Genomic DNA, 23906 nt, shown 5'->3' with positions numbered 1-23906 from the left:
GGGAAATTTCTCTCTTTTTTAGTCTTCAACTAAGTTATCTGCTAACCCTACCAACTCTTCAGCGTCAGCTGCTTGTTTTTGACGAACAAAGTAATCTTTGGTTTCTGAAATAATGATTGGTGAAAGAGCCAACAAAGCGATTAGGTTTGGTAGAGCCATTAGACCATTCACGATGTCAGCAAGCACCCAAATCAAATCCAGTTTGAGGAAACCACCCAAGGCAACCATAATGACAAAGATAATACGGTAGAGTTTGATGTATTTGGTTCCAAAAAGGAATTCAAAACAACGTTCACCGTAGTAAGACCAGCCTAGGATAGTTGTAAAAGCAAACAAAACAAGGCAGAAGGTTAAAGCATGAATACCTGGTGTTCCAAAAACAGATGCAAAGGCTGATTGGGTAAGTGGTGCCCCTTCGAGTCCTGCGACTTTCCACTGTCCTGTTACCATGATAGAAAGTCCTGTTAAGGTACAAATGATAATGGTATCGATAAAAGTCCCTGTCATTGAGATAAGCCCTTGTTCCACAGGCTCTTTTGTTTTGGCAGCTGCAGCCGCGATAGGAGCAGAACCAAGCCCAGATTCATTTGAAAAGACTCCGCGTGCAATCCCTTTTTGAATAGCTTCTTTAACAACCGCACCCGTAAATCCACCAACAGCAGACGTACCAGTGAAGGCTCCTTTGAAAATAGCATTAAAAGCAGGCACGATTTGCTCACTATGCACAAAAATAACAATCAATGTTGCCGTGATGTAAACGACGGCCATGAAAGGCACCACTTTTTCAGCAACTTTTGAAATGGATTGGATACCGCCAAAGATAACAATAGCCACGATGACGGCAATCACAATGCTGACAATCTGAGGCGATAGCGCAAAGGAATTTTCAAGTGATGATGTGATGGAATTAACCTGAGAAAACGTTCCAATTCCAAAATAAGCGACTAAGATACCTGCAATGGCAAAGAAGGTTGCCAAAGGTTTCCAGCGTTTGCCCATCCCATTGACAATGTAGTACATGGGGCCACCTGAAACTTCCCCGTTGTCATCGATTGTACGGTATTTGATAGCTAGAAGTCCCTCAGCGTACTTGGTCGCCATTCCAAAGAAAGCAGCAACCCACATCCAAAATAGCGCCCCTGGACCACCTGATTTGATAGCGGTTGCAACTCCCACGATGTTTCCTGTTCCAACAGTGGCGGCAAGTGCAGTCGCTAAGGCAGCAAAACTGGAAATATCCCCTTGCCCTTTGTCATCCGCAAAAATTAAGCGAAAGGCTTTTGGCAATCGCGTGACTTGGAGTAAGCCAAGGCGAACAGTGAAGTAAAAGCCTGTTCCCACTAGCAAGATAAGCAGTGGTGCACCCCAGACGACATTGTCAAGACTGTTAAAAAAATTGAGCATCATTCTTTTTCTCCCTATACCATATCCCCCAAACGATGCTATTACAAAAGGAGCTATCATTACGATAACTCCTGAAAAGTGATAGGAAAATACCTGCTGGTACTCAAAAAAACAAGAGCCTACAAGTATTTCTTATCTTCTGTCCTTTTGCCTGAGAGTTTGAGTTGTCTGTGACAACTTTGCCCCTTCGGCGCCTGTATCCACGTTTCTAACGTGGTGATGATTGTCATCATCAGGTCTCTCCAGAAGTCCGTCCGTCATCCAGTCCTGTCTTAGACACCTGAGAGCGTAACTCCTTCGGCGAAAGGAAAACCTTTCTTCTCCTGAATAACATCATTCGGTTTGCTATTAAATTTTCAAATATGATAACAAAAAAAGCGAACCTTGTCAATGAGATATTCTAAAATGTTTGGAAACTAACTCTCTGATAGGAGAATTTCCGTCAACATTTGGATAATTTGCTCAATTTGTGGGGCCGTAATATTGGCATAGTTCACGATGAAGGCATTGGTAGATTGGGGCGTGTGGTGTTGGTAGTAGTGGGAGATAGGCGTTAGTTGCAAGCCTTTTTGCCGACTTTTCTGGCAAATGGCATCTTCAGACAAGTGGCTGTCAATAGTCATGATAAAGTGCAGCCCTGATTCTTGTTCGTGGATGCTGATGTAATCCTTTTTGGAGTTGTGCCACACTAAGCCCGTCTTTTTCCATTGCAATGGGGACTTGTGTCATGTTGAATTGTCGGTAAATCTTGGTGATTTTAGGATAGGAAGGCTCCTCCACCGCCACAGTCTTATCTAGACCCAGCAGCTGAATCAGTAGGGTGTAGAGGTATTCCGTTCCCGCCCCGATGACAATCTGCCTAGGGTCCACCACCATGCCACGGTAATCATTTAAATGTTGGGCAATAGCTTGTCTGAGTTCCCAAAGCCCTTGGCTGGGTGAGGCTTGCATCAATTCAGTTTGGTGGTTATTAAGCACCTGACGGAGCAATTTGGACCAAGTGGCAAAGGGAAAGGTTTCAGGATTGGTCTGATTATTGCTAAGGTTAAGGCTGGGCGAGGTATCATCTGACCTGGTTTTTGGAAGAGAAACTAACCTTGCTGTTTTTCTCACCATCGGACGTTGAGACTTGATATCTGCTACAAAAAAGCCTTTTTTAGCTTGGCTGTAAATGTAACCTTCTGCCTTTAATTGCTGGTAACTGGTTTCCACCGTTACAATGGAAACGCCTAGATGCTTGGCTAGGCTTCTTTTTGAGGGCAATTTGTCCTGCGACCTTAGGACGCCCTTGGTAATGTCTGTTTTTATCGCTCGATACAGTTGTTCGTAAAGTGGGATTTTGGCCTGTGCGTCCAAAGTGTAAGTTAGCATAATTCTCCAATCTGACCTTTTTAAAAATCTTTAAAATGGCACTTGATACCATGTCAGATTTTATTATAATGAAAAGCAATCAAAAAGTAAATGAGGTATTTTTATGACAAACCAACGCTATCAACTCAATAAACAATTGGCTCAGATGCTAAAAGGGGGCGTGATTATGGACGTCACGACACCTGAACAAGCGAAAATCGCTGAGGCTGCTGGAGCTTGTGCGGTTATGGCACTAGAGCGTATTCCTGCGGATATCCGAGCAGCTGGCGGTGTTTCTCGCATGAGTGACCCTAAAATGATTCAAGAAATTCAAGCAGCGGTTTCTATTCCTGTTATGGCCAAGGTGCGTATTGGGCATTTTGTTGAGGCTCAGATTTTAGAAGCGATTGAGATTGATTATATCGATGAGAGCGAGGTTTTGTCGCCAGCAGATGACCGCTATCACATTGATAAAACTCAATTTGAGGTGCCTTTTGTGTGTGGGGCTAAAAACCTTGGGGAAGCATTACGCCGTGTGGCTGAGGGGGCTAGCATGATTCGTTCAAAAGGAGAACCTGGGACAGGAGATGTGGTGCAGGCTGTTCGCCATTTACGTCAGTTAAATCAAGAAACGGCACGCCTCCAGTCGCTTCGTGATGATGAACTTTACCTTGCTGCTAAAGAACTGCAAGTGCCTTATCACTTGGTCAAAGACGTGCATGAAACAGGCAAATTGCCAGTTGTTCTCTTTGCGGCAGGTGGGGTAGCAACACCAGCAGATGCAGCCTTGATGATGCATTTGGGAGCAGAAGGGGTCTTTGTTGGTTCTGGTATTTTCAAATCAGGTGACCCTGAAAAACGTGCGCGTGCGATTGTGCAAGCCGTGACCAATTACCAAGACAAACAATTGTTGGCAAAATTATCAGAAAATTTAGGCGAAGCCATGGTGGGAATTAACGAAGACGAGATTCAACTGCTCATGGCAGAACGTGGCATCTAGGAGGTTTTTATGGTAGTGATTGGGATTTTAGCCTTACAGGGAGATTTTGCTGAACACCGCCAAAAAATTGTCGCTTTGGGAGCCAAAACCATTGACATTAGACAGGCTAAAGATTTGCAAGCTCCCTTGGATGGCATGATTTTACCTGGTGGGGAATCAACGGTTCAGGGCAAATTATTGCGTGATTTAGGGATGCTAGAACCTTTAAAAAGTAAAATTGATGCTGGTTTGCCTGTGCTTGCCACGTGTGCAGGCTTGATTTTACTGTCTCAGCAGATTGAAGACCAAGAGAGTACACATTTGGCGACTTTACCTGTCACGGTAAAACGCAATGCTTACGGCAGGCAATTGGGGAGCTTTAATACGCCGCTTTCATTCGGAGATTTGGGTGAGGTCCCCGCAACCTTTATTCGAGCGCCTTATATTAACCAAGTTGACGAGGGTGTTGAGGTTTTAGCTGAAAAAGATGGTAAGATTGTGGCTGCACGCTTTCACAATCAGCTGGGCTTGGCCTTTCATCCTGAGGTGGATGAGAACGACAGCATTCATTCTTATTTCTTGAGCATCTGTCAGACAAAGTAACGACAAGGGACCCCATTTTTTCTAAAAAATGGTACAATAGATAAGCATTATCTTGATGACTATTTATCTAGGAGGAATAACACACGGACTTAGCTAGTGAGGTAAGCCGTGGTATTAGACAATGAATCCATTATTAGAAGGAATGAATGACCAACAAAGACTTGCGGTTGAAACGACAGAAGGTCCTGTGCTAATCATGGCAGGGGCTGGCTCTGGTAAAACGCGTGTCTTGACCCACCGAATTGCTTATTTGATTGATGAAAAATTTGTCAATCCTTGGAATATCTTGGCAATTACCTTTACCAATAAAGCTGCGCGTGAAATGCGTGAACGTGCTATGAAACTAAACCCTGCGACCAAGGATACCTTGATTGCGACCTTCCATAGCATGTGTGTGCGCATTTTGCGTCGTGATGCTGACCATATTGGTTACAATCGTAATTTCACTATCGTTGACCCTGGGGAACAACGCACCCTGATGAAACGTATTCTCAAAAATCTAAATTTGGACCCTAAGAAATGGAATGAGAGAGCCATTTTAGGGACCATTTCAAATGCCAAAAACGATTTGCTAGATGAAGTGGCTTACGAAAAACAAGCCAACGATATGTATTCGCAAATTGTTGCCAAATGTTACAAGGCTTACCAAGAGGAATTGCGTCAGAGCGAAGCTATGGACTTTGATGACCTTATCATGCTAACCTTGCGTTTGTTTGACAAAAATCCTGATGTCTTGGCTTATTACCAGCAACGTTACCAGTACATTCATGTGGATGAGTATCAAGATACCAACCACGCGCAATACCAGTTGGTAAAATTGTTGGCGTCACGTTTCCAAAACATCTGTGTTGTGGGGGATGCCGACCAATCCATTTATGGCTGGCGTGGGGCGGATATGCAAAATATCCTTGATTTTGAAAAAGATTATAAAGAAGCCAAGACCATTTTGCTGGAGCAAAACTACCGTTCAACCAAAAATATCTTGCAGGCAGCCAACAGCGTGATTAAAAACAACCGCAACCGCCGTCCAAAAACCTTGCGGACGGATAATGAAACTGGGGAATCTATTGTTTATTACCGTGCGCGTGATGAGCGTGAGGAAGCTGTTTTTGTTGCCTCAACGATTGACAATATTGTGCGTGAAACAGGGCGAAACTTCAAAGATTTTGCGGTTCTCTACCGTACCAATGCCCAATCTCGTACCATTGAAGAAGCCTTGCTGAAATCGAACATTCCTTACACCATGGTTGGTGGAACCAAATTCTACAGTCGTAGGGAAATCCGTGACGTGATTTCTTACCTCAATGTCATTGCCAATGCAGCAGACAACATCAGCTACGAGCGTATTGTTAACGAGCCAAAACGTGGTGTGGGGCCTGGAACTTTGGATAAAATCCGTGATTTTGCCAGCCAGCAACAAATGAGTTTGTTAGAAGCGTCGGCTAACATCATGTTATCAGGTGTCAAAGGAAAAGCTGCACAAGCTGTTTGGGATTTGGCGCAATTACTCATGACCTTGCGTGATGGGCTTGATGGCATGACGGTTACCGAATTGGTGGAAGCAGTCCTTGACAAGACAGGCTACTTAGAAGCTCTTCGTTTGCAAAATACACTGGAAAGCCAAGCACGTATTGAAAATATCGAAGAATTCTTGACGGTTACCAAAAACTTTGATGACAATCAAGAAGATGCCCCAGAAGGGGAAACGGGTCTTGAAAAACTCAGCCGTTTCTTGAATGATTTGGCTTTGATTGCTGATACTGACGATGGCGAAGCAGAGAGTGCCGAAGTGACCTTGATGACCTTGCATGCCGCCAAGGGATTGGAATTTCCAATTGTCTTTTTGATTGGTATGGAAGAAGGGGTTTTTCCATTGTCACGCGCAACTGAGGACCAAGACGAGTTGGAAGAAGAGCGCCGCCTAGCTTATGTTGGGATTACCCGCGCTGAAAAGCTCCTCTTTTTGACCAATGCTAACACGCGAACTTTGTTTGGTAAGACCAATTACAACCGTCCGTCACGCTTCATCCGTGAAATTGACGAAGAATTGTTGCAATACCAAGGCTTAGCACGCCCAGCCAATTCATCCTATGGAGTGCGTTATAGTGGTGGTGATGACACCATGTCATTTGGGCAGGGCATGAGCTTGCAACAAGCGATTCAATCTCGCAAAGCCAAGGTACAACCACAATCAAGCCGCGGTGCGCAGCCATTTGCAAAAGCTGGCAAGGCAGTGCCGTTTGGGCAAAGTGCTTCGGCTAGCAAAGAGGCTATTGATTGGCAAATCGGCGACATTGCCCACCATAAAAAATGGGGTGATGGCACGGTATTGTCAGTGACAGGTTCAGGTCAAACCCAAGAGTTAAAAATCAATTTCCCAGAAGTTGGGCTTAAAAAACTCTTGGCAAGTGTGGCACCAATTGAGAAAAAATAAGAAGGTCAGGTTTTAGCCTGCTTTCTTTTTTTCTGAAATCAAGTGAAAAATCCTTCTAATATGACCCAAATCGTCTGAAAATTTTGGTATAATAGAATAAATTTTAATTTAGGAGAGTACATGTCTTATATTTTGGAAATTCTGCCAAGCTTATTGGACGGTGCAAAGGTAACTATTGAGATTTTTTTCATTGTGATTATCTTATCAATTCCTCTTGGTGCCGTCTTAGCGTTTTTGATGCAGATTAAGTTTAAACCGTTAGAATGGCTGTTAACCCTATACGTTTGGGTTATGCGTGGTACCCCTTTGCTGCTGCAATTGATTTTCTTGTATTATGTCTTGCCAAACATCGGCATTGTTATGGACCGTTTACCAGCAGCCATTGTGGCCTTTACGTTGAATTACGCGGCCTATTTTGCTGAGATTTTCCGTGGTGGGATTGCTGCCATTCCTAAAGGGCAATACGAAGCGGCTAAGGTCTTAAAATTAAGCCCGTTTCAGACTATTTTTTATGTCATTTTGCCACAAGTGTTCAAAATCGTTCTCCCAAGCGTCTTTAACGAAACCATTAACTTGGTCAAAGACTCTTCTTTGGTCTATGTCTTGGGGGTAGGCGACTTGTTGCTTGCTAGTAAAACAGCAACCAACCGTGATGCCTCACTGGCACCGATGTTTATCGCAGGGGCACTTTATTTGCTGATGATTGGTGTAGTGACGATCATCTCACGACAAACAGAAAAGAAATTTGATTATTACAAATAAGAAGGTGACCAATGTTAGAATTACGCAATATTTCCAAACAGTTTGGTCAAAAAAAGATTTTTGATCATTTCAACCTAACCATTGAAGATGGCAAGATTTTATCCCTTGTTGGACCATCTGGTGGGGGAAAGACGACCTTGCTTCGTATGTTAGCAGGACTTGAAAAAATTGATTCTGGTAGCATCATCTATAATGGCAAAACCTTTCCCATTGACCACTTGGAAAACCTCAACTTGCTGGGCTTTGTTTTCCAAGATTTTCAATTATTTCCCCATTTATCAGTTTTAGATAATTTGATTTTATCTCCTACCAAAACCATGGGAATGAGTAAAGAAGCAGCAACTGAAAAAGCCATGGGCTTGTTGCGTCGTTTGGGCTTGGGCGAACACGTTAACGCCTATCCTTATTCCCTATCTGGAGGGCAAAAGCAGCGTGTGGCTTTGGCACGGGCCATGATGATTGACCCTGAAATCATTGGCTATGACGAACCAACTTCGGCACTAGACCCTGAGCTGCGTCAAGAAGTGGAAAGACTACTCTTGCAAAATCGTGAAGCAGGCATGACGCAGATTGTCGTAACCCATGATTTGGCCTTTGCCGAAACCATTTCCGACCATATTTTAAAAATCAATCCCAAGTAGAGGTGGTGGGTAAATGACATTTAAAAAATGGACAATAGTCACAACGCTCCTTCTTTTGCTGATGGCTTTGAGTGGGTGTGATTTATCAGCTAAAAAGAAAGCAGCCAGCACTGACCAGTGGAATAGTTATGTGAAAAAAGGTGAAATCACGATTGGTTTTGACAATACCTTCGTTCCCATGGGATTTGAGGACCGAGATGGCACCTACACAGGATTTGACGTTGATTTAGCCAATGCAGTCTTTAAAGAATACGGCATCAAGGTTAATTGGCAGCCCATTGATTGGGATATGAAAGAAACCGAGTTAAACAATGGCACTATTGATTTGATTTGGAATGGCTATTCTATGACTAAGGAGCGGGAAGAAAAAGTCCGCTTCACCAATCCCTACATGATTAACAAACAAGTGTTGGTGACGAAAAAATCATCTGGCATTACGGATTTTGCGGACATGAAGGGCAAGACTTTAGGCGTACAGTCAGGTTCGTCAGGTTATGATGCCTTTTTAGCCTCGCCAAAAGTCTTAAAAGATATCGTAGCTGGCAAGGATGCCACACAGTATGAAACGCTGACGCAAGCCCTCATTGATTTGAAAAACAACCGTATTGATGGCTTGTTGATTGATGAAGTGTATGCCAATTATTACTTGAAACAAGAAGGCGAGCTGGACCGCTACAACATCATTCCGAGTGCATTTACAGGCGAAGATTTTGCAGTTGGAGCGAGAAAAGCTGACAAAACGCTAGTTGAAAAAATTAACCAAGGTTTCAAAACACTTTATCAAAAAGGAATTTTCCAAAAGATTTCCCAAAAATGGTTTGGCGAAGACGTCGCAACGCAATCGGTTAAGGAATAGGAGTGCCCGTCTATTCTGACCTAGTTAGGAGTCCTGTATGACTTTCACGTTATGTCTTAGTGCTTTACTCAAATTTCTGTTAGGTGTTGTTCTGGTTGCTGCTCTTTTGTTTATTCCTGCGGGGACGCTAAATTATCCAAACGCTATTTTGCTCATGGTTATCTTGTTTGTTCCTATGTTTCTAGCAGGACTGGTCTTGATGGTTAAAAATCCTGACTTGTTGCGCAGGCGCTTGAAGGTAAAAGAAGAACAGAAAGTCATTAATACAGGCTTGTACGGTCTTGTTAGACATCCGATGTACAGTGCAACAATTATTCTGTTTCTGACGATGCCTTTAGTACTGGGCTCTTTAATTGCTTTTTTAGTTTTTTTACCATATCCAATCATGATTATCAAAAGGCTAAAAAATGAAGAGCAGGTGTTGTCAAAGGAACTAACAGGCTATACAGAATATCAAAAGAAAGTACGTTATCGCTTAATTCCTTATATTTGGTAACAAATAACCCCATCTCTACTCAGAGATGGGGTTTCGTATTTTTTTATTTTTTTGGAGTGATTTGGTGGAAGACGAGGTACCAATTTTCTTGGCGGCGCCAAATGCTGGTGTGAGCCTCTCCTCCAAGCGTATAAGTAATCAATTTGGTTTTTTGGCTAATAGATGTCATCTCAAAATCTTCAAATTGACTGACATAATGTCTTTGACGCGCAATCATTTCTTCTTTAGAATAAGTCTGACCGTCGTCTGAAATCAAGCGGAAGTTATCTGCCAATAATTCTTCGTAATCAGGGATTTTTGAGAGAATGATTTTTTCATTTTTTTGGAGTCTGTGGTAAACATTTTCCCAAATTTCATCTTCTGGGATAGCGGCAGGTTCTACGTGAACATCGGTATCGTAAATCGAAAATTCTTGATTAAGCAAGCGTTCGATTTGTTCCGTGATTTCATGGCTTTCATAAACAGACAAATCAGGGTTCATTTCAACCACGATATCGAGGTAGATATTGCTTCCGTATGAACGTCCGCGCAATGATTTAACCGCAGTGACTTTTGGTAATTTTAAAATGGCTTCTTTGTATTTTTTGAGTTCCTTGTCATCAAAACCATCTGATAAGCTAAAGGCACTTTCCATGAAAATATCATAAGCCGTTTTCAAGATGAAATAAGTAATGACAATGGCAGCCAATCTATCGATGATGACTAAGTGGAAAGAAGCGGCGATAATGGCAACAGACGTTCCGATAGAAGCAACGGCGTCAGAAAGATTATCCTTGGCAGCGGCAACGAGGGCGCTTGATTTGACCTTTTTAGACAATCGACGGTTGTAGAGGTAAACACCGTACATGATAATCGCAGAAACCACTCCGACAATGGCACCTTCAGGATCAATAGTAGTAGTTGTTCCTGAAATGATTTTGTGAATGGTTTGCGATAGCACTTGGAAACCAACGATAAACATGATAAATGATGTGATCAAGCTGGCTAAATCTTCAATTTTCCAATGCCCAAAACGGTGGTCCTCGTCAGCAGGTTTGCTGGCTAAATGCAGACCAATAAACAAGGTCACATTGCTTAAAATATCCGAAACGTTGTTAAAACCGTCGGCAATCAATGAAGATGAGTTAATGCTATAACCCACAATCAATTTGGCAATCGAGATGAGCAGGTAAGCCACTATACTAACAATCGGGCCACGCTTAGCCAGTTGAAGATTAGAAGTTGGTGTAGATGACATAAAGAATAGCTCCTTTAACAATCGGAAAAAAAAGAGAGAGGTACATTATTGGTGTTTGTTAAAATAGCGTCTGGTTTCGCTGATAATAACAGGTGAGAGGGCAAGTAGGGCAATTAAGTTTGGCACAGCCATCAGACCATTAACGATATCGGCAATGACCCAAATGGTTTCCAAACTAATGTATCCGCCTAAAGCAACCATGGCAATAAAGAAAACGCGGTAAACAGGAATGGCTTTCACGCCAAATAGAAACTCAAAGCAGCGTTCGCCATAGTAGCTCCAGCCCAAAATAGTTGTGAAAGCAAAGAGAATCAAACTAAAGGTTAAGGCATAAACCCCAAAATTACCAAAGACAGATGAAAAGGCAGATTGGGTCAACATGGCACCATTTAGGTCACTAGACCAGCCGCCAGTTACGATGATGGCAAGCCCTGTCAAACTACAAATGATAATGGTATCAATGAAAGTTCCTGTCATAGACACAAGTCCTTGCTCAACAGGTTCATTGGTCTTGGCAGCCGCCGCAGCAATCGGAGCAGAACCCAAACCAGATTCGTTAGAGAAAATGCCTCGAGCTATCCCTGCTTGAATAGTTGTTACCATTGTTGCCCCTGCAAAACCACCCGTTGCAGCCTTTCCAGTGAAAGCAGATTGGAAAATCAGTCCCAAACTTGGCAAAATATTGTCTGCATGAGAAAGCAAAATAGTCACAGTAGCGATGATGTAGATGATAGCCATAAAAGGCACAACACTTTCAGCGACTTTTGAGATGGATTTGATTCCCCCAAAAATAATGATGCTGACCAAAATAGCCAAGATAATACTAATCACTTGTGGCGACCAGCCGACGGTATTTTTGAGAGAGTCGGTAATCGAGTTCACCTGAGTGAAAGTTCCTGAGCCAAAGAGAGCAACCATGACACCAAAAATAGAAAAAGCGATAGCTAGAGGTTTCCACTGTTGCCCCATCCCATTAACGATGTAGTACATAGGCCCTCCAGCGATAAAGCCATCAGCGTCTTTGGTACGGTATTTGATAGCCAAAACCCCTTCAGCATACTTGGTTGCCATACCAAAGAAGGCAGCCATCCACATCCAAAAGAGGGCTCCAGGTCCTCCAAGTTTTATAGCAGTTGCAACGCCAACCACATTTCCTGTTCCGACAGTCGCCGCCAGTGCCGTTGCCAAGGCCGCAAAGCTTGAGATATCCCCTTGACCGTCAGAATCCGAAGCAAAAATCAGTTTGATTGCTTTGGGCAGCCGGAAAACTTGCAGCAGTCTTAGGTGAACAGAAAGGTAAAATCCCGTTCCAACCAGAAAGACAAGAAGAGGCGGTCCCCAGACAAAACTATCTAAGGAAGATAGAAAATGGTACATAAATCAAACTCCTAAATATCAAGTCCGACCGTGTTATTGCAACCGTTTCTTATGAAAAAGCCTAGCCAAACACGGCAGGAACAATTGAAATAATGTTGGTATTTTCAGAAAAATGAATAATTTCAACCCATCTATTGTACAGGTCTTGCAAGCTTTTGTCAAATCACAGTTAGAGAAAGCAAGTTCTCTCAATAGCTGTATGCTTTATCATAGCAAACTTTTATCGACTTTTTAAAAATTGTAAAAATATCCAACTGACTACATATAAATGTTTTTAGCGAGTTTATTGGCATTTGAAGAAAGTTTTTTATAAATCTGATGAAAAACGTTATAATACACTTAAGGATGATACATTCAAATGGACATAATGGGAGCTTCGCCTGAAGAGGTTATAACTTTTTATAGAGTCATTAGGCCTTGAATTACTAGACTCGAAAGGTTGTAGAGCTCTATGAAAAACTCAAATCTAAGTTACGTTTTACTTACAAAGGATAAAATATTTAGAATGTTCTAGGTGTTTTTTTGTGTGCATAAGAGGAACTAGATACCATAAAACGCACAATGGCGCATTTGGTATTAATTTGTTATAATGGGAACGTTGAACGAGGAGTTATTATGAAATTCGAGAAAAAACAAGTCTATTATGTTGTCTTTGCTTTCATTATTTGTTACGCCATACTGGCTTATTGGCATAGCGGAGCGGCTTTGGTTGATACTATTTATCAAGCCAGCATTCCCTTTATGATTGGTGCGGGAATTGCTTATATTGTCAATATTGTCATGAGTGCTTACGAGAGCCTCTATGACCGCTTTTTGACACACCCTATCTTGCAAAAAATCAAGCGGTCAATAACGATGATTTTAGCCTATCTCACTTTTATTTTTGTGATTTTTTGGTTATTTTCAATTGTCTTGCCAGACTTAATCGTCAGTATCAATTCGCTTTTGCGGATTGATACCAGCGGATTTTCTCATTTTATCAAGGAAATCAGTGACAATCGTGTCATCAAAGAATCTTTGAATTATTTTGGCAGTTTGTCTGATATTACCACCACCCTTTCAGATTACAGTCGCCAATTCCTAAATCAAGTCTTGTCTGTTTTAACAGGCGTGTTGACATCTGTTAGTACCATTGCTTCAACAGTCTTGAACATTTTTGTTAGCCTTGTTTTTTCAATCTATATCTTGGCTAGTAAAGAAGAATTGGGACGTCAATTTAATGTTTTGATGGATACTTATATCAGCAAATACGCTGACGGTATTCGCTATGTTTTTGGTATTTTACACTTGCGTTTTCACGGTTTCTTCGTGGGTCAAACCATTGAAGCGGTGATTTTAGGAACGTTGACCACTTTGGGAATGTTCCTGCTTGATTTCCCATACGCAGCAACTATCGGTATCCTTGTTGCCTTCTTCTCATTGATTCCGATTGTTGGGGCTTACATTGGGGCAACCATTGGTTTTATCCTCATTGCCACTCATTCCGTTTCACAAGCTTTCTTCTTCTTGATTTACTTGGTTATTTTGCAACAATTCGAAGGAAATGTGATTTATCCGCGTGTCGTTGGAGGGTCAATTGGACTTCCTGGTATGTGGGTCTTGATGGCCATCACTATCGGTGGCGCACTTTGGGGTGTCTTGGGAATGATTGTCGCTGTGCCAATTGCTGCTAGTCTTTATCAAATGATTAAAGACAACGTTGCCAAACGTCAACAAGCCCAGTCAAACAACTTAGAATAACTATGACGATGAAAAAAATGAATTTACTCTTTGCCATCGATGATGGCTATGTGCAACAATTTATGGTGACCTTGTATTCCATTCACCAAAACAGTTCCAATCAGCAATTTTCTGTTTATGTACTGCAAAAAACGGAGCTAGCACAAAACGAAGCGATTGAGACATTTTGCCATAATCTAGGTCTTGATTATCACCCTGTTGTGATTGGCGAGAAATCCTTTGAAGATGCACCGACAACAAATCGTTATCCTGAAACCATTTATTATCGTTTATTGGCACATGAATACTTGCCACAAGATTTGGATAAAATCTTATATGTTGACGCAGACATTTTGTGTTTAAATGACATGGTTGCCCTCTACGAGATGGATTTGGAGGATAAATTGTACGCAGCGGCCAGCCATATGTCAGACGGTAATATTTCAAATTTGGTCAATAAGCTACGCTTGCGAAATTTTGAAGCCGAAAGTTACTTCAATTCTGGCGTGCTTTTGATGAATTTGGAAGCCATTAGGCAATCGGTTTTTCGAAAAGACATTTTGGATTACATTGAGAAAAACAGTCACCTGCTCTTTTTGCCAGACCAAGATATTCTAAATGCTTTATATGGTCATCGCACGGTGCTCATTCCAGACCAAATCTACAATTACGATGCACGCTACAACGTGCTTTATTACGGCAGAAGTTCAGGTGAGTGGAACTTGAACTGGGTCATTGAAAATACCGTTTTCTTGCATTTTTGTGGACGTGACAAGCCTTGGAAAAAAGATTATAGAGGTCGTTATAGTGCCCTTTACAAACATTATTGGCACCGTACCTTGCGTTTAAAAGACAGCAAAGATTAAAACACAAGTTCCTTCGCTTACGAATAATTAAGTGGAGGGACTTTTTTATGTATAGAATCGATGCCGCATCCGCTTCTCAGTTGCCTCGAGAAAGACCGCAACATTTAGGAGCCGAACAATTAAGCAACCAATAATTATTGGCCATTTTATTGCGAACGGGCACCAAGCAACTCCCTGTTTCAGCCCTTTCGCAGCAAATATTAAAACAAATCAATCGCCTGTCTGATTTGGAACACCTTTCTTTGCAGGAATTGCAACAAATTAACGGCATAGGAGTAGTCAAATCCATTGAAATCAAGGCCATGATTGAATTATCCAAACGTATTTTCAAAGACGTTTGCCTAGACAACGAGCGCATTTTAAGTAGTGAAAAATTGGCGCAAAAAATGATGCTGGAATTGGGAGCACAAAAGCAGGAGCACCTTGTTGCCATTTACCTAGACACACAAAATCACATCATCGAGCAACGCACGATTTTCATTGGAACGGTTAGACGGTCAGTAGCAGAACCGCGTGAAATTCTCTATTATGCTTGTAAAAACATGGCGACATCTGTGATTATCGTACATAATCACCCGTCTGGCCTACCCCATCCAAGTGAAAACGACGTGCGATTTACCGAAAAAATCAAAACGGCTTGTGAGATGATTGGCATTTGCTGCTTGGACCACATTATTGTTGGCAAATACCGTTATTATAGTTTTCGAGAAGAGGAGCATATTTTAGTTTAAATAAAAAATACCTTAGAACATCCTGTTTCTAGGGTATTTTTAGACTGATTATTTTGATTGATTCATGAAATACAATAGCGTTTGCAATTCACTGGTTAAATCAACGTATTGTACAATGGTGTCTTTAGGGACACTGAGGTGTACAGGTGAAAAGCTCAAGATACCACGAATACCAGCACTGACGAGGTAGTCAGCCACCTCTTGAGCCTTGGTACTTGGCACGGTCAAAATCGCCGTTTCAATACCAGATTCTTTGACGTGTTCTTTTAGGGTTGAAATACCATAAATAGGAATGCCGTCTGACGTTGTTTGCCCAACCAATTCATTGTCATCGGTATCAAAAGCCATCACAATTTGCATTTTGTTACGATCGTGGAAACGATAGTGTAGTAAAGCCCGTCCAATATTACCGCAGCCTACCAATAGAACTGCCGTGGTCGAGTGGTCGTTTAAAATATCCGCAAAAAAATTCATCAATTTTTTGACGTCATAACCAAAACCACGCCGACCTAACTCACCAAAGTAAGAAAAATCTCTACGGACTGTTGCAGAATCAATTCCCATGGCATCTGCAATTTGTTTTGAGCTCGCTTTTTCAATATTATCTGTATTGAATCGCTTGAAAATACGATAATAAAAGGATAGCCGTTTAGCTGTCGCTTTAGGAATAGATTTATCAGTCGTCACAATACCATCTCCTCATATTTGTTACTTCTATTGTAACAAAAAGCTTGTGAAAAGAAAAACAAATTTCATAAATTCCGATAAAAAAAGCCTGATTTCTAAGCAAAACTAGAAATCAAGCTGATGATCATTAAACGGATGTTTTGGTGAAAATATCACGTTCAACAAGGCTATCCATCAAGAAGTAAAATTTCTCTTGTAAAATGGTGTTATCTTCTGATTTGAAAATGTTGACGAGGCGTAGACCAGATTTGTCCGTAATGTTCATTTTAAAGCCTGTTAGCTCTTTGTTAATAGTGATTTTTAGGGCAAAACCTTCGCCAGAATTAGGGACTTTTTCCAATAAACGTGTCAATTCATAATGTCCTACACGATTTTGAGTAAAAGTCGTGTCGCGAAGGGTATATTTTTTAACGTCATCGCTAAGAGTATAGCTATATAGGCAGTCTGTTAATGTAATTGTTTTTTCAAATGCCATCTTATTTTCCTATTATTTCTACTAATTTTTGGGCGAACTCTTGCACTTCTGATAGTGTGTTGAGTTCAGAGAAACTGATGCGAATAGACTCGTTTAAACGTAGTGAGTCTTGGCCATACATACTGGCTAAAACATGACTTGGCTCAACCGTACCAGCCGTGCAGGCAGAACCTGTTGAAACGGCAAATCCAGCCAAATCTAACTGGGTTAATAATGTGGCATTATTGTGATGAGGAAAACCGATATTAAGCACATGAGGCATCGTGTTGGCTGTTTCATTGAGGTAATAGTCCAAGCCAGAAATAGCCTCCAAAAAGGCATCACGCAAGATTTGAACGTGGTCATAATTGGCTTTTTTATTTGCCACACTATCGGCCAAGGCTTGTGCCATCCCAGCAATACCAACCATGTTTTCAGTACTTGCTCGGCGTTTTTCTTCTTGCTCCCCACCATGAAGTAGGTTATCAAAGTGTTGCGGCGTCGAATATAAAATACCAACGCCCTTTGGACCGTGGAATTTATGGGCAGAAGCAGACAAAAAGTCGGCTTTTAACTCCTCAGGAAAAACGTCCAGTTTTCCCACGGCCTGAACAGCATCCACGTGAAAAACAGCTTGATGCGATTCAAGGAGTTCTCCGATTTCCTTGACGGGTAGGAGGTCGCCTGTTTCGTTATTAGCCAACATGGTGCTAACTAAAATGGTATCATTACGCAAAGCGTCAGCCACTTGTTGGGCAGAAATCGTCCCGTTTTGAGGTTGCAAATAAGTTACTTCAAAACCAAAACTTTCTTCCAAATAAGTCATTGTGTGTAAGACAGAGTGATGCTCGATAGCCGTTGTAATCAGGTGTTTTCCCTTATTTTGATTGGCCAAAGCATAGCCTTTAATAGCAGTATTGTTGCTTTCAGTTGCTCCTGAGGTGAAGATAATGCGGCGTGGAGTTGTCTTGAGGGCAGACGCAATCATTTGCCGATAAGTACGCAGGCGGTAGTTGGCACGGCGTCCAATCCTGTGAATGCTAGAAGGGTTACCAAAATCGGTAGTCATGATATCCTTCATCGCCTCAATGACAGACGGAGTTAGTGGAGTAGTAGCAGCATTATCAAAATAAATCATATCTTAATCCTTTTTAGCGTCGTATGAAAAGAGTGGGCTAAGTGGTGCTTTTTCGTGGATACGAATAATAGCATCCGCAATCAATTCACTGGCAGAAAGGTATTTCAAGTTTTTAGGAAGAAGTTCCTTAGTGTCAACAGAATCGGTTACAACAATTTCTTTGATAGGAGCAGTATTTAGCGTATCAGCGGCACCGCCAGCAAACAATCCGTGACTGGCTACCACATAAATCTCAGTTGCACCTTCGCGTTCAAGGATTTTAGCTGCTTCAGCAAACGTACGACCTGTATTTAAAATGTCATCGATAAGGATGGCTTTTTTATTTGCAACTTCACCGATAATGTAACCTTCTTCGCGGTGTGAGTCGTCTTGAGCGTAGTCGATGATAGCGATAGGTGAATCAAGGTATTCGGCAAGGCTACGAGCACGTTTGATTCCTGAGTTTTTAGGACTGACAACAACAACGTCTTCCCCTTTTAAATCAAGGTTGTAGCAGTATTCTGCAAACAAAGGTACAGTGTACAAGTTATCTACTGGAACGTCAAAGAAACCTTGAACTTGGACAGCGTGAAGGTCTAGTGTAAGAAGACGGTCAACACCAGCTTTAACAAGCATATTAGCCACTAGTTTAGCAGTAATTGGTTCACGTGATGCGGCAATGCGGTCTTGACGAGAGTAACCAAAGTAAGGAATCACCACGTTTACGGTGTTGGCACTGGCACGTTTACAAGCATCAATCATGATGAGCAACTCCCAAAGGTTGTCATTCACTGGGTAGCTCGTTGATTGGATAATGTAGATATCATCACCACGAACAGTTTCTTCGATGTTAATCATGATTTCGCCGTCTGAGAATTTGCGTGTTGACACTTTTCCTAGCGGCACCTTAACGGCATCCGCAATTTTTTTGGCAATTTCCACATTAGAAGAAAGAGAAAAAAGCTTAAATTGTTTGTCGGCGTAAAGTTCTGCCATGATATAAATATACTCCTTTAAACATTAATAGTTCTATTTTATCAAAAAAGATGGAATTATTCAGCATTTTATAACGAAAAATGGGCTGAAATTATTTTAGTGTGGCACTGAAACGAGCCACCTTGCTTTTAGCGTATTTAAAATGAATGTGGTTTTGGGCTAGGAAACGGTCAAAATCGGCCTTACCTTTATCAGCATCTTCCACCTCTAACTCCAACTCATAATCTTGTTTGCCAGCGTATTGATTGCTATCTAGCGCCATTAAACCGATAGACGTTTTCATTTCGCGGCGAGTGGTTGTCAAATGCCCAAAACACTTCAATGCAGCTGGATCAACTCCATTTTCTCGAATGTGATCAAAAAATGCAATCTTTGGAAAATGATTGGTTTGAATAATGTTTTTTGCTTCTTCTAAAGTCAAATCGTGATTGTGTTCCAAATTGCCAACTTTTTTGGGCACTTTAAGAGTGAGTTCGGCGCGGTCGTCAAATGTGCGAATGCGCAAGGACATCCGATTGGCTTTCATATCAAATGCCGCTGTATCAAAGTAGTAGTTGGTTTGAGTAACAGGAGCGACTTGTGCAAATTGTGGGCTCAAACGGTTAAAATCATCCTTGTTTAATAAGGTTTTGTATTCTATTTCAAGATGTGTCATAAGCCAGTTTTCCTTTGTGATAAAAATAGTGAATATGATATAATTAGAATGTTATACTAATTCTATAAAAAAGTTATTTATTTGACAAGAATGGACTTGTCATGATAAAGGGGGATGATGATTTTTGGATTGGGAAAAGTTTTTGGATCCGTATATCCAAACCGTAGGAGAGTTAAAAATCAAACTGCGAGGGATTCGAAAGCAATTTCGAAAGCAAAACAGACACTCTCCGATTGAGTTTGTCACAGGACGTGTGAAATCGGTTGAGAGTATTCAAGAAAAAATGGCACTCCGAGGCATTAAGCTTGAAAATATCGCTCAAGATTTGCAAGATATTGCTGGGGTGCGTATTATGGTTCAATTTGTCGATGACGTGGACGAAGTCTTGACGCTATTGCGTAGCAGACATGATATGACCATTATCCAAGAACGCGACTACATCAACAATATGAAATCAAGTGGTTACCGTTCATACCATGTGATTATTGAGTATCCTGTTGATACTATAGATGGTCAAAAAACAGTCCTAGCCGAAATTCAAATTCGGACTTTGGCCATGAATTTTTGGGCAACGATTGAACATTCCTTGAACTACAAGTACAAGGGGGAATTTCCAGAAGAAATCAAGAAACGTTTGGAAATCACGGCAAAAATTGCTTTGGAATTGGACGAGGAAATGCGGAAAATTAGGGAAGATATCAGAGAAGCACAGCTTTTATTGATCCAGCGAGTCGAAAATTAAATGATGGAGTGGGGAATAGCGATGACACAGACGAATACTACAGGTAAAAACAAAAAAGCTATGCGTGTGGCTATTGTTTCAAATGGGAAAAAACAAAGTCGCCGAGTAGCTTCAAAATTGTTTGCGATTTTTAAAGAAGACAAGGATTTTTACTTAACCAAAAAAGACCCTGATGTAGTGATTTCAATTGGTGGCGATGGTATGTTGCTTTCAGCCTTCCATATGTACGAAAGAAATCTAGACACCGTCCGTTTTGTGGGGGTTCACACGGGGCATTTGGGCTTTTACACCGATTACCGTGATTTTGAAATCGACAAATTGGTTGATAATTTGCGCTCAGACAAGGGCGACAAGGCTTCTTACCCTATCTTGAAAGTGAAAATTACCCTTGATGACGGCAAAGTCATTAACCTTAGAGCCTTGAACGAATCGTCAATCAAACGGATTGAAAAAACCATGGTGGCAGATGTCATGGTTAGCGATGTTATCTTGGAGCGTTTCCGTGGTGATGGCTTGTCTGTATCAACACCGACAGGAAGCACGGCTTACAACAAATCATTAGGTGGGGCTCTTTTGTACCCAACCATTGAAGCCATGCAGTTAGCTGAAATTTCAAGCTTAAATAACCGTGTTTATCGCACCTTAGGGTCATCAATTGTTGTGCCTAAAAAAGATAAGATTGAAATCAAGCCGACCCGCCAAGGTATCTATACCATTTCAGTGGACAATAAAACCATGCATTATAAAAATTTATCTAAAGTGGAATATCGGATTGATTCTAAAAAAATTAGCTTTGTGGCAACCCCATCGCATACAAGTTTTTGGGAACGTGTCACAGATGCTTTCATAGGAGATTTGGATTCGTGAGATTTGAATTTGTTGCCGACCGTCAAACCAAGGTCAAGACATTTCTAAAAAGCCATGATGTTTCAAAAGGGTTACTCGCCAAGGTTAAATTTAAAGGGGGGAATATTTGGGTTAACGGCGTTGAGCAAAATGCGATTTACCTCTTAGAAAAAGGAGATGTCGTCACGATTGAGATTCCTGACGAGCAAGAGCACGAAACCCTCATTCCCGTCAAACACCCTTTGGATATTGTCTATGAGGACGAGCATTTTCTAATCATCAATAAGCCGAGCGGCTTTGCTAGCATTCCAAGTGTTTTGCACTCTAACACCATCGCTAATTTTGTGAAGGCTTATTATATGGAAAATGATTACTCTAATAAGCAGGTTCATATTGTGACCCGTTTGGATAAAGATACGAGTGGTTTGATGCTTTTTGCCAAACACGGCTACGCTCATGCCAGACTAGATAGGCAGCTGCAAAGCAAGTCTATTGAAAAGCGTTATTTGGCTTTGGTTTCTGGCAAGGGAGAATTGGAAGATAGCGGCGAGATTATTGCACCAATTGCTCGCTCAGATGACAGCATCATCACGCGCCGTGTTCACCCATCAGGCAAATACGCTCACACCAGCTATCAAGTGGTCGAACGTTTTGGTGATGTGGCCTTGGTGGACATTCGGCTGCACACAGGACGCACCCATCAAATTCGCGTGCATTTTGCGCACATTGGCTTTCCTTTGCTGGGAGATGATATGTATGGCGGTCGGATGTTAGGCATCACACGTCAAGCTTTGCATTGCCATTACTTGCGTTTTAGAAATCCTTATGACAATAAGGAGATTATCCAGAAAATCCCCTTGACAAAAGACTTTGAAAACGTTATCATTAAATTACAAAAAAATTAGAATTGAAGGTTGTTTATATGGGAATTCGCTCTTTATTTGGCAGTTTGCGCGGAAAAATCATTGGAAAAAACCTCAAGATTGTCTTTCCTGAAGGCAGTGACGAACGTGTTTTGCGTGCGGCAACACGTTTGAAATTTGAGGGATTAATAGAACCGATTATTCTAGGAGAACCTCAGGTCATTCGTGAAACACTTGACATGATTGGATTTGCTGATTTGAATTACATTATCATTAACCCAGAGGAATACGATGGCTTTGATGAGATGAAAGCAGCTTTTCTAGAAATTCGCAAAGACAAGGTAACACCTGAAGAAGCTGATGAACTCTTACACGATGTCAATTATTTTGGGGTTATGTTAGTTAAAATGGGGCTTGCTAACGGGATGGTATCAGGTGCCATGCATTCAACGGCAGCTACGGTTCGACCAGCCCTTCAAATCATTAAAACTAAACCAGGCGTATCAAGAACTTCAGGAGTATTTTTGATGAGCCGTGAGACAACCGAACAACGTTTGGTGTTTGCTGATTGTGCCATCAATGTAGACCCAAATGCCCAACAACTCGCTGAGATTGCTGTCAACACAGCAGACACCGCTAAAATTTTCAACCTAGATCCTAAAGTAGCTATGCTTAGCTTCTCAACTAAGGGCAGCGCTAAAGCCCCCCAAGTGGAAAAAGTTCAAGAAGCTCTGCAATTGGCTAAGGAAGCACGACCTGACCTTGCTATTGACGGGGAATTACAATTTGACGCGGCTTTTGTGCCTGGAACTGCAGCTCTTAAAGCGCCAGGCAGTGACGTTGCAGGACAAGCAAATGTCTTTATCTTCCCAGACCTTCAATCAGGAAATATTGGTTACAAGATTGCCCAACGTTTGGGAATGTTTGAGGCTATCGGGCCAATTCTCCAAGGTCTTAACCAACCTGTTAACGATTTATCTCGTGGCTCAAGTGCCGAAGATATCTACAAATTAGCCATTATCACAGCTGCCCAAGCTATTGATGATGACGAATAAACACAAAGTTCAGTTGGATAATCCAACTGACTTTCTCATTTAGCAAATAGAAAAGAGAAATCATGTCAAAAATTGTTTTAGTAACAGGGGCTTCTGCTGGATTTGGCATAGCCATTGTCAAAACATTAGTTGCTGACGGCTATCAAGTGATTGCTTGTGCCCGTCGCTTTGATAAATTGCAAGAGTTGCAAGCCGAGTTGGGACAAGACAAGGTCTATCCCCTCCAAATGGATGTGGCTCAGCCAAAAGCTATTGATGCGGCATTGGCTAGCTTACCTGAACAATGGCGCGCTATCGATGTTTTGGTCAATAATGCTGGTTTGGCGCTAGGTTTGGACAAGGCCTATGAGGCTGATTTTACCGATTGGATGACCATGATTAATACCAATATTGTAGGCTTGATTTACCTCACACGACAAGTGCTGCCAGATATGGTCAAACGCAATTTTGGTTTGATTATCAATCTTGGTTCTACCGCTGGAACTGTTCCTTACCCAGGCGCAAATGTTTACGGGGCATCAAAAGCCTTTGTTAAACAATTCTCCCTCAATTTACGAGCGGACCTTGCAGGTACTAAAATCCGCGTGTCTAATATTGAACCAGGCTTGTGCGAAGGAACAGAATTTTCAAATGTGCGCTTTAAGGGAGATGATGAGCGAGTTGCCAAACTCTACGAAGGAGCACATGCTATTCAACCTGAGGATATTGCTAACACGGTATCTTGGATTGCCAGCCAGCCTGAGCACGTTAATATCAATCGCATCGAAATCATGCCTGTTTCACAGACATTTGGTGCGCAGCCCGTTTATCGCGACTAATCAAAGTAGCAACACCTTTCTTGCTAGTCAAGGAGGTGTTTTTTCATACCATTCTATTAGAAAACGCTAACATCATACTATCTTTTCCTTTAGCCAGCTCTTATAATGACAGTAAAAGGAGGGAAAAACATGGGCGCAGGAATGCCTGATAAGCTTTGGGCGATTGATTTTGATGGCATGATTGGTGGCAACGGTTCTTACGTGGAGTGTGACGGTCA

Annotated in this window: 23 protein-coding genes, 2 pseudogenes and 1 riboswitch; of the genes and pseudogenes, 15 read left to right on the top strand and 10 right to left on the bottom strand. The window is 41.7% G+C overall.

The window, feature by feature from the left end:
* Positions 1-18: 18 nt before the first annotated feature.
* The 3 genes from B3473_RS04935 to B3473_RS04925 all read right to left on the bottom strand — a co-directional run bounded on the left by B3473_RS04935 (position 19) and on the right by B3473_RS04925 (position 2775).
* Entirely contained in the window at positions 19-1404 is a 1386-nt protein-coding gene (locus tag B3473_RS04935) for an alanine/glycine:cation symporter family protein (RefSeq protein WP_154454752.1), read from the bottom strand.
* Between the two features lie 129 nt (positions 1405-1533).
* Positions 1534-1660: riboswitch (glycine riboswitch) on the bottom strand.
* Between the two features lie 160 nt (positions 1661-1820).
* Positions 1821-2027, bottom strand: a complete 207-nt coding sequence (locus tag B3473_RS04930; RefSeq protein WP_240892633.1) for a hypothetical protein — start codon at positions 2025-2027, stop codon at positions 1821-1823.
* Complete coding sequence (locus B3473_RS04925) at positions 2017-2775, bottom strand: PLP-dependent aminotransferase family protein (RefSeq protein WP_264879343.1); 759 nt, start codon at positions 2773-2775, stop codon at positions 2017-2019. Before B3473_RS04925 ends, B3473_RS04930 begins: the two co-directional genes overlap by 11 nt.
* A gap of 103 nt (positions 2776-2878) precedes the next feature.
* Here B3473_RS04925 and pdxS point away from each other — a divergent pair, with 103 nt between their 5' ends.
* The 7 genes from pdxS to B3473_RS04890 all read left to right on the top strand — a co-directional run bounded on the left by pdxS (position 2879) and on the right by B3473_RS04890 (position 9525).
* Entirely contained in the window at positions 2879-3754 is an 876-nt protein-coding gene (pdxS, locus tag B3473_RS04920) for a pyridoxal 5'-phosphate synthase lyase subunit PdxS (protein ID WP_154454738.1), read from the top strand.
* A gap of 9 nt (positions 3755-3763) precedes the next feature.
* Positions 3764-4336: a pyridoxal 5'-phosphate synthase glutaminase subunit PdxT gene (pdxT, locus tag B3473_RS04915; RefSeq protein ID WP_154454739.1), complete on the top strand. Its 573-nt coding sequence runs from the start codon at positions 3764-3766 to the stop codon at positions 4334-4336.
* Positions 4337-4457: 121 nt separating this feature from the next.
* Positions 4458-6770 carry a DNA helicase PcrA gene (pcrA, locus tag B3473_RS04910; RefSeq protein WP_154454740.1) on the top strand — a complete coding sequence of 771 codons (2313 nt, stop codon included), beginning with the start codon at positions 4458-4460 and terminating at the stop codon, positions 6768-6770.
* A gap of 120 nt (positions 6771-6890) precedes the next feature.
* On the top strand, positions 6891-7532 hold the full coding sequence (locus tag B3473_RS04905) for an amino acid ABC transporter permease (protein ID WP_154454741.1): 642 nt from the start codon (positions 6891-6893) through the stop codon (positions 7530-7532).
* Positions 7533-7543: 11 nt separating this feature from the next.
* A complete protein-coding gene (locus B3473_RS04900; protein WP_154454742.1) occupies positions 7544-8173 on the top strand; it encodes an amino acid ABC transporter ATP-binding protein in 630 nt (209 codons plus the stop codon).
* A 13-nt stretch (positions 8174-8186) separates the two neighbouring features.
* Positions 8187-9029: an amino acid ABC transporter substrate-binding protein gene (locus tag B3473_RS04895; protein ID WP_154454743.1), complete on the top strand. Its 843-nt coding sequence runs from the start codon at positions 8187-8189 to the stop codon at positions 9027-9029.
* A gap of 37 nt (positions 9030-9066) precedes the next feature.
* Positions 9067-9525, top strand: a complete 459-nt coding sequence (locus tag B3473_RS04890) for a methyltransferase family protein (protein WP_269725436.1) — start codon at positions 9067-9069, stop codon at positions 9523-9525.
* Positions 9526-9568: 43 nt separating this feature from the next.
* On the opposite strand, the gene B3473_RS04885 is transcribed toward B3473_RS04890, so the two are convergent.
* Positions 9569-10762 (bottom strand): cation diffusion facilitator family transporter, encoded by a 1194-nt coding sequence (locus B3473_RS04885; RefSeq protein WP_154454745.1) that lies wholly within the window; start codon positions 10760-10762, stop codon positions 9569-9571.
* Between the two features lie 45 nt (positions 10763-10807).
* Positions 10808-12139, bottom strand: coding sequence for an alanine/glycine:cation symporter family protein (locus tag B3473_RS04880; protein ID WP_154454746.1), 1332 nt, complete (start codon positions 12137-12139; stop codon positions 10808-10810).
* A gap of 615 nt (positions 12140-12754) precedes the next feature.
* Between B3473_RS04880 and B3473_RS04875 the strand changes: the two genes are divergently transcribed.
* The 3 genes and pseudogenes from B3473_RS04875 to radC all read left to right on the top strand — a co-directional run bounded on the left by B3473_RS04875 (position 12755) and on the right by radC (position 15455).
* Entirely contained in the window at positions 12755-13879 is a 1125-nt protein-coding gene (locus B3473_RS04875; protein WP_293677755.1) for an AI-2E family transporter, read from the top strand.
* A gap of 2 nt (positions 13880-13881) precedes the next feature.
* Positions 13882-14724, top strand: a complete 843-nt coding sequence (locus tag B3473_RS04870; protein ID WP_206148152.1) for a glycosyltransferase family 8 protein — start codon at positions 13882-13884, stop codon at positions 14722-14724.
* Positions 14725-14771: 47 nt separating this feature from the next.
* Positions 14772-15455 (top strand): annotated as a pseudogene (radC, locus tag B3473_RS04865) (RadC family protein).
* 48 nt (positions 15456-15503) lie between these two features.
* Here the strand turns inward: radC and B3473_RS04860 are convergent.
* The 5 genes from B3473_RS04860 to B3473_RS04840 form a co-directional block, all read right to left on the bottom strand.
* The gene (locus tag B3473_RS04860; protein ID WP_167829273.1) at positions 15504-16142 is read right to left on the bottom strand and encodes a redox-sensing transcriptional repressor Rex; all 639 of its coding nucleotides are present in this window, start codon (positions 16140-16142) and stop codon (positions 15504-15506) included.
* A gap of 127 nt (positions 16143-16269) precedes the next feature.
* Entirely contained in the window at positions 16270-16617 is a 348-nt protein-coding gene (locus B3473_RS04855; protein ID WP_154455442.1) for a DUF1831 domain-containing protein, read from the bottom strand.
* 1 nt (position 16618) lies between these two features.
* Entirely contained in the window at positions 16619-17734 is a 1116-nt protein-coding gene (locus B3473_RS04850) for a cysteine desulfurase family protein (RefSeq protein ID WP_168260767.1), read from the bottom strand.
* Between the two features lie 3 nt (positions 17735-17737).
* Positions 17738-18709 carry a ribose-phosphate diphosphokinase gene (locus B3473_RS04845; protein ID WP_235280997.1) on the bottom strand — a complete coding sequence of 324 codons (972 nt, stop codon included), beginning with the start codon at positions 18707-18709 and terminating at the stop codon, positions 17738-17740.
* 91 nt (positions 18710-18800) lie between these two features.
* Positions 18801-19364: a CYTH domain-containing protein gene (locus B3473_RS04840; protein ID WP_168260769.1), complete on the bottom strand. Its 564-nt coding sequence runs from the start codon at positions 19362-19364 to the stop codon at positions 18801-18803.
* Positions 19365-19488: 124 nt separating this feature from the next.
* On the opposite strand from B3473_RS04840, the pseudogene B3473_RS04835 reads away from it, so the two are divergent.
* From B3473_RS04835 to B3473_RS04815, 5 genes and pseudogenes are all read left to right on the top strand, one after another.
* A pseudogene (locus B3473_RS04835) lies at positions 19489-20153 on the top strand (GTP pyrophosphokinase).
* Positions 20128-20973: an NAD kinase gene (locus tag B3473_RS04830; RefSeq protein WP_168260771.1), complete on the top strand. Its 846-nt coding sequence runs from the start codon at positions 20128-20130 to the stop codon at positions 20971-20973. Before B3473_RS04835 ends, B3473_RS04830 begins: the two are co-directional and overlap by 26 nt.
* Complete coding sequence (locus B3473_RS04825) at positions 20970-21857, top strand: RluA family pseudouridine synthase (protein ID WP_293677747.1); 888 nt, start codon at positions 20970-20972, stop codon at positions 21855-21857. Before B3473_RS04830 ends, B3473_RS04825 begins: the two co-directional genes overlap by 4 nt.
* A 17-nt stretch (positions 21858-21874) precedes the next feature.
* Positions 21875-22870, top strand: a complete 996-nt coding sequence (gene pta / locus B3473_RS04820; RefSeq protein ID WP_154455449.1) for a phosphate acetyltransferase — start codon at positions 21875-21877, stop codon at positions 22868-22870.
* Between the two features lie 62 nt (positions 22871-22932).
* A complete protein-coding gene (locus tag B3473_RS04815) occupies positions 22933-23688 on the top strand; it encodes an SDR family oxidoreductase (protein WP_293677745.1) in 756 nt (251 codons plus the stop codon).
* Positions 23689-23906 lie beyond the last annotated feature (218 nt).

The sequence above is a fragment of the Streptococcus sp. UBA632 genome, assembly GCF_002300045.1.
Taxonomy (GTDB): Bacteria; Bacillota; Bacilli; order Lactobacillales; family Streptococcaceae; genus Streptococcus; species Streptococcus alactolyticus.
The sequence above is the reverse complement of the archived record's forward strand: the minus strand, read 5'-3'. Positions and strand labels throughout refer to the sequence as shown.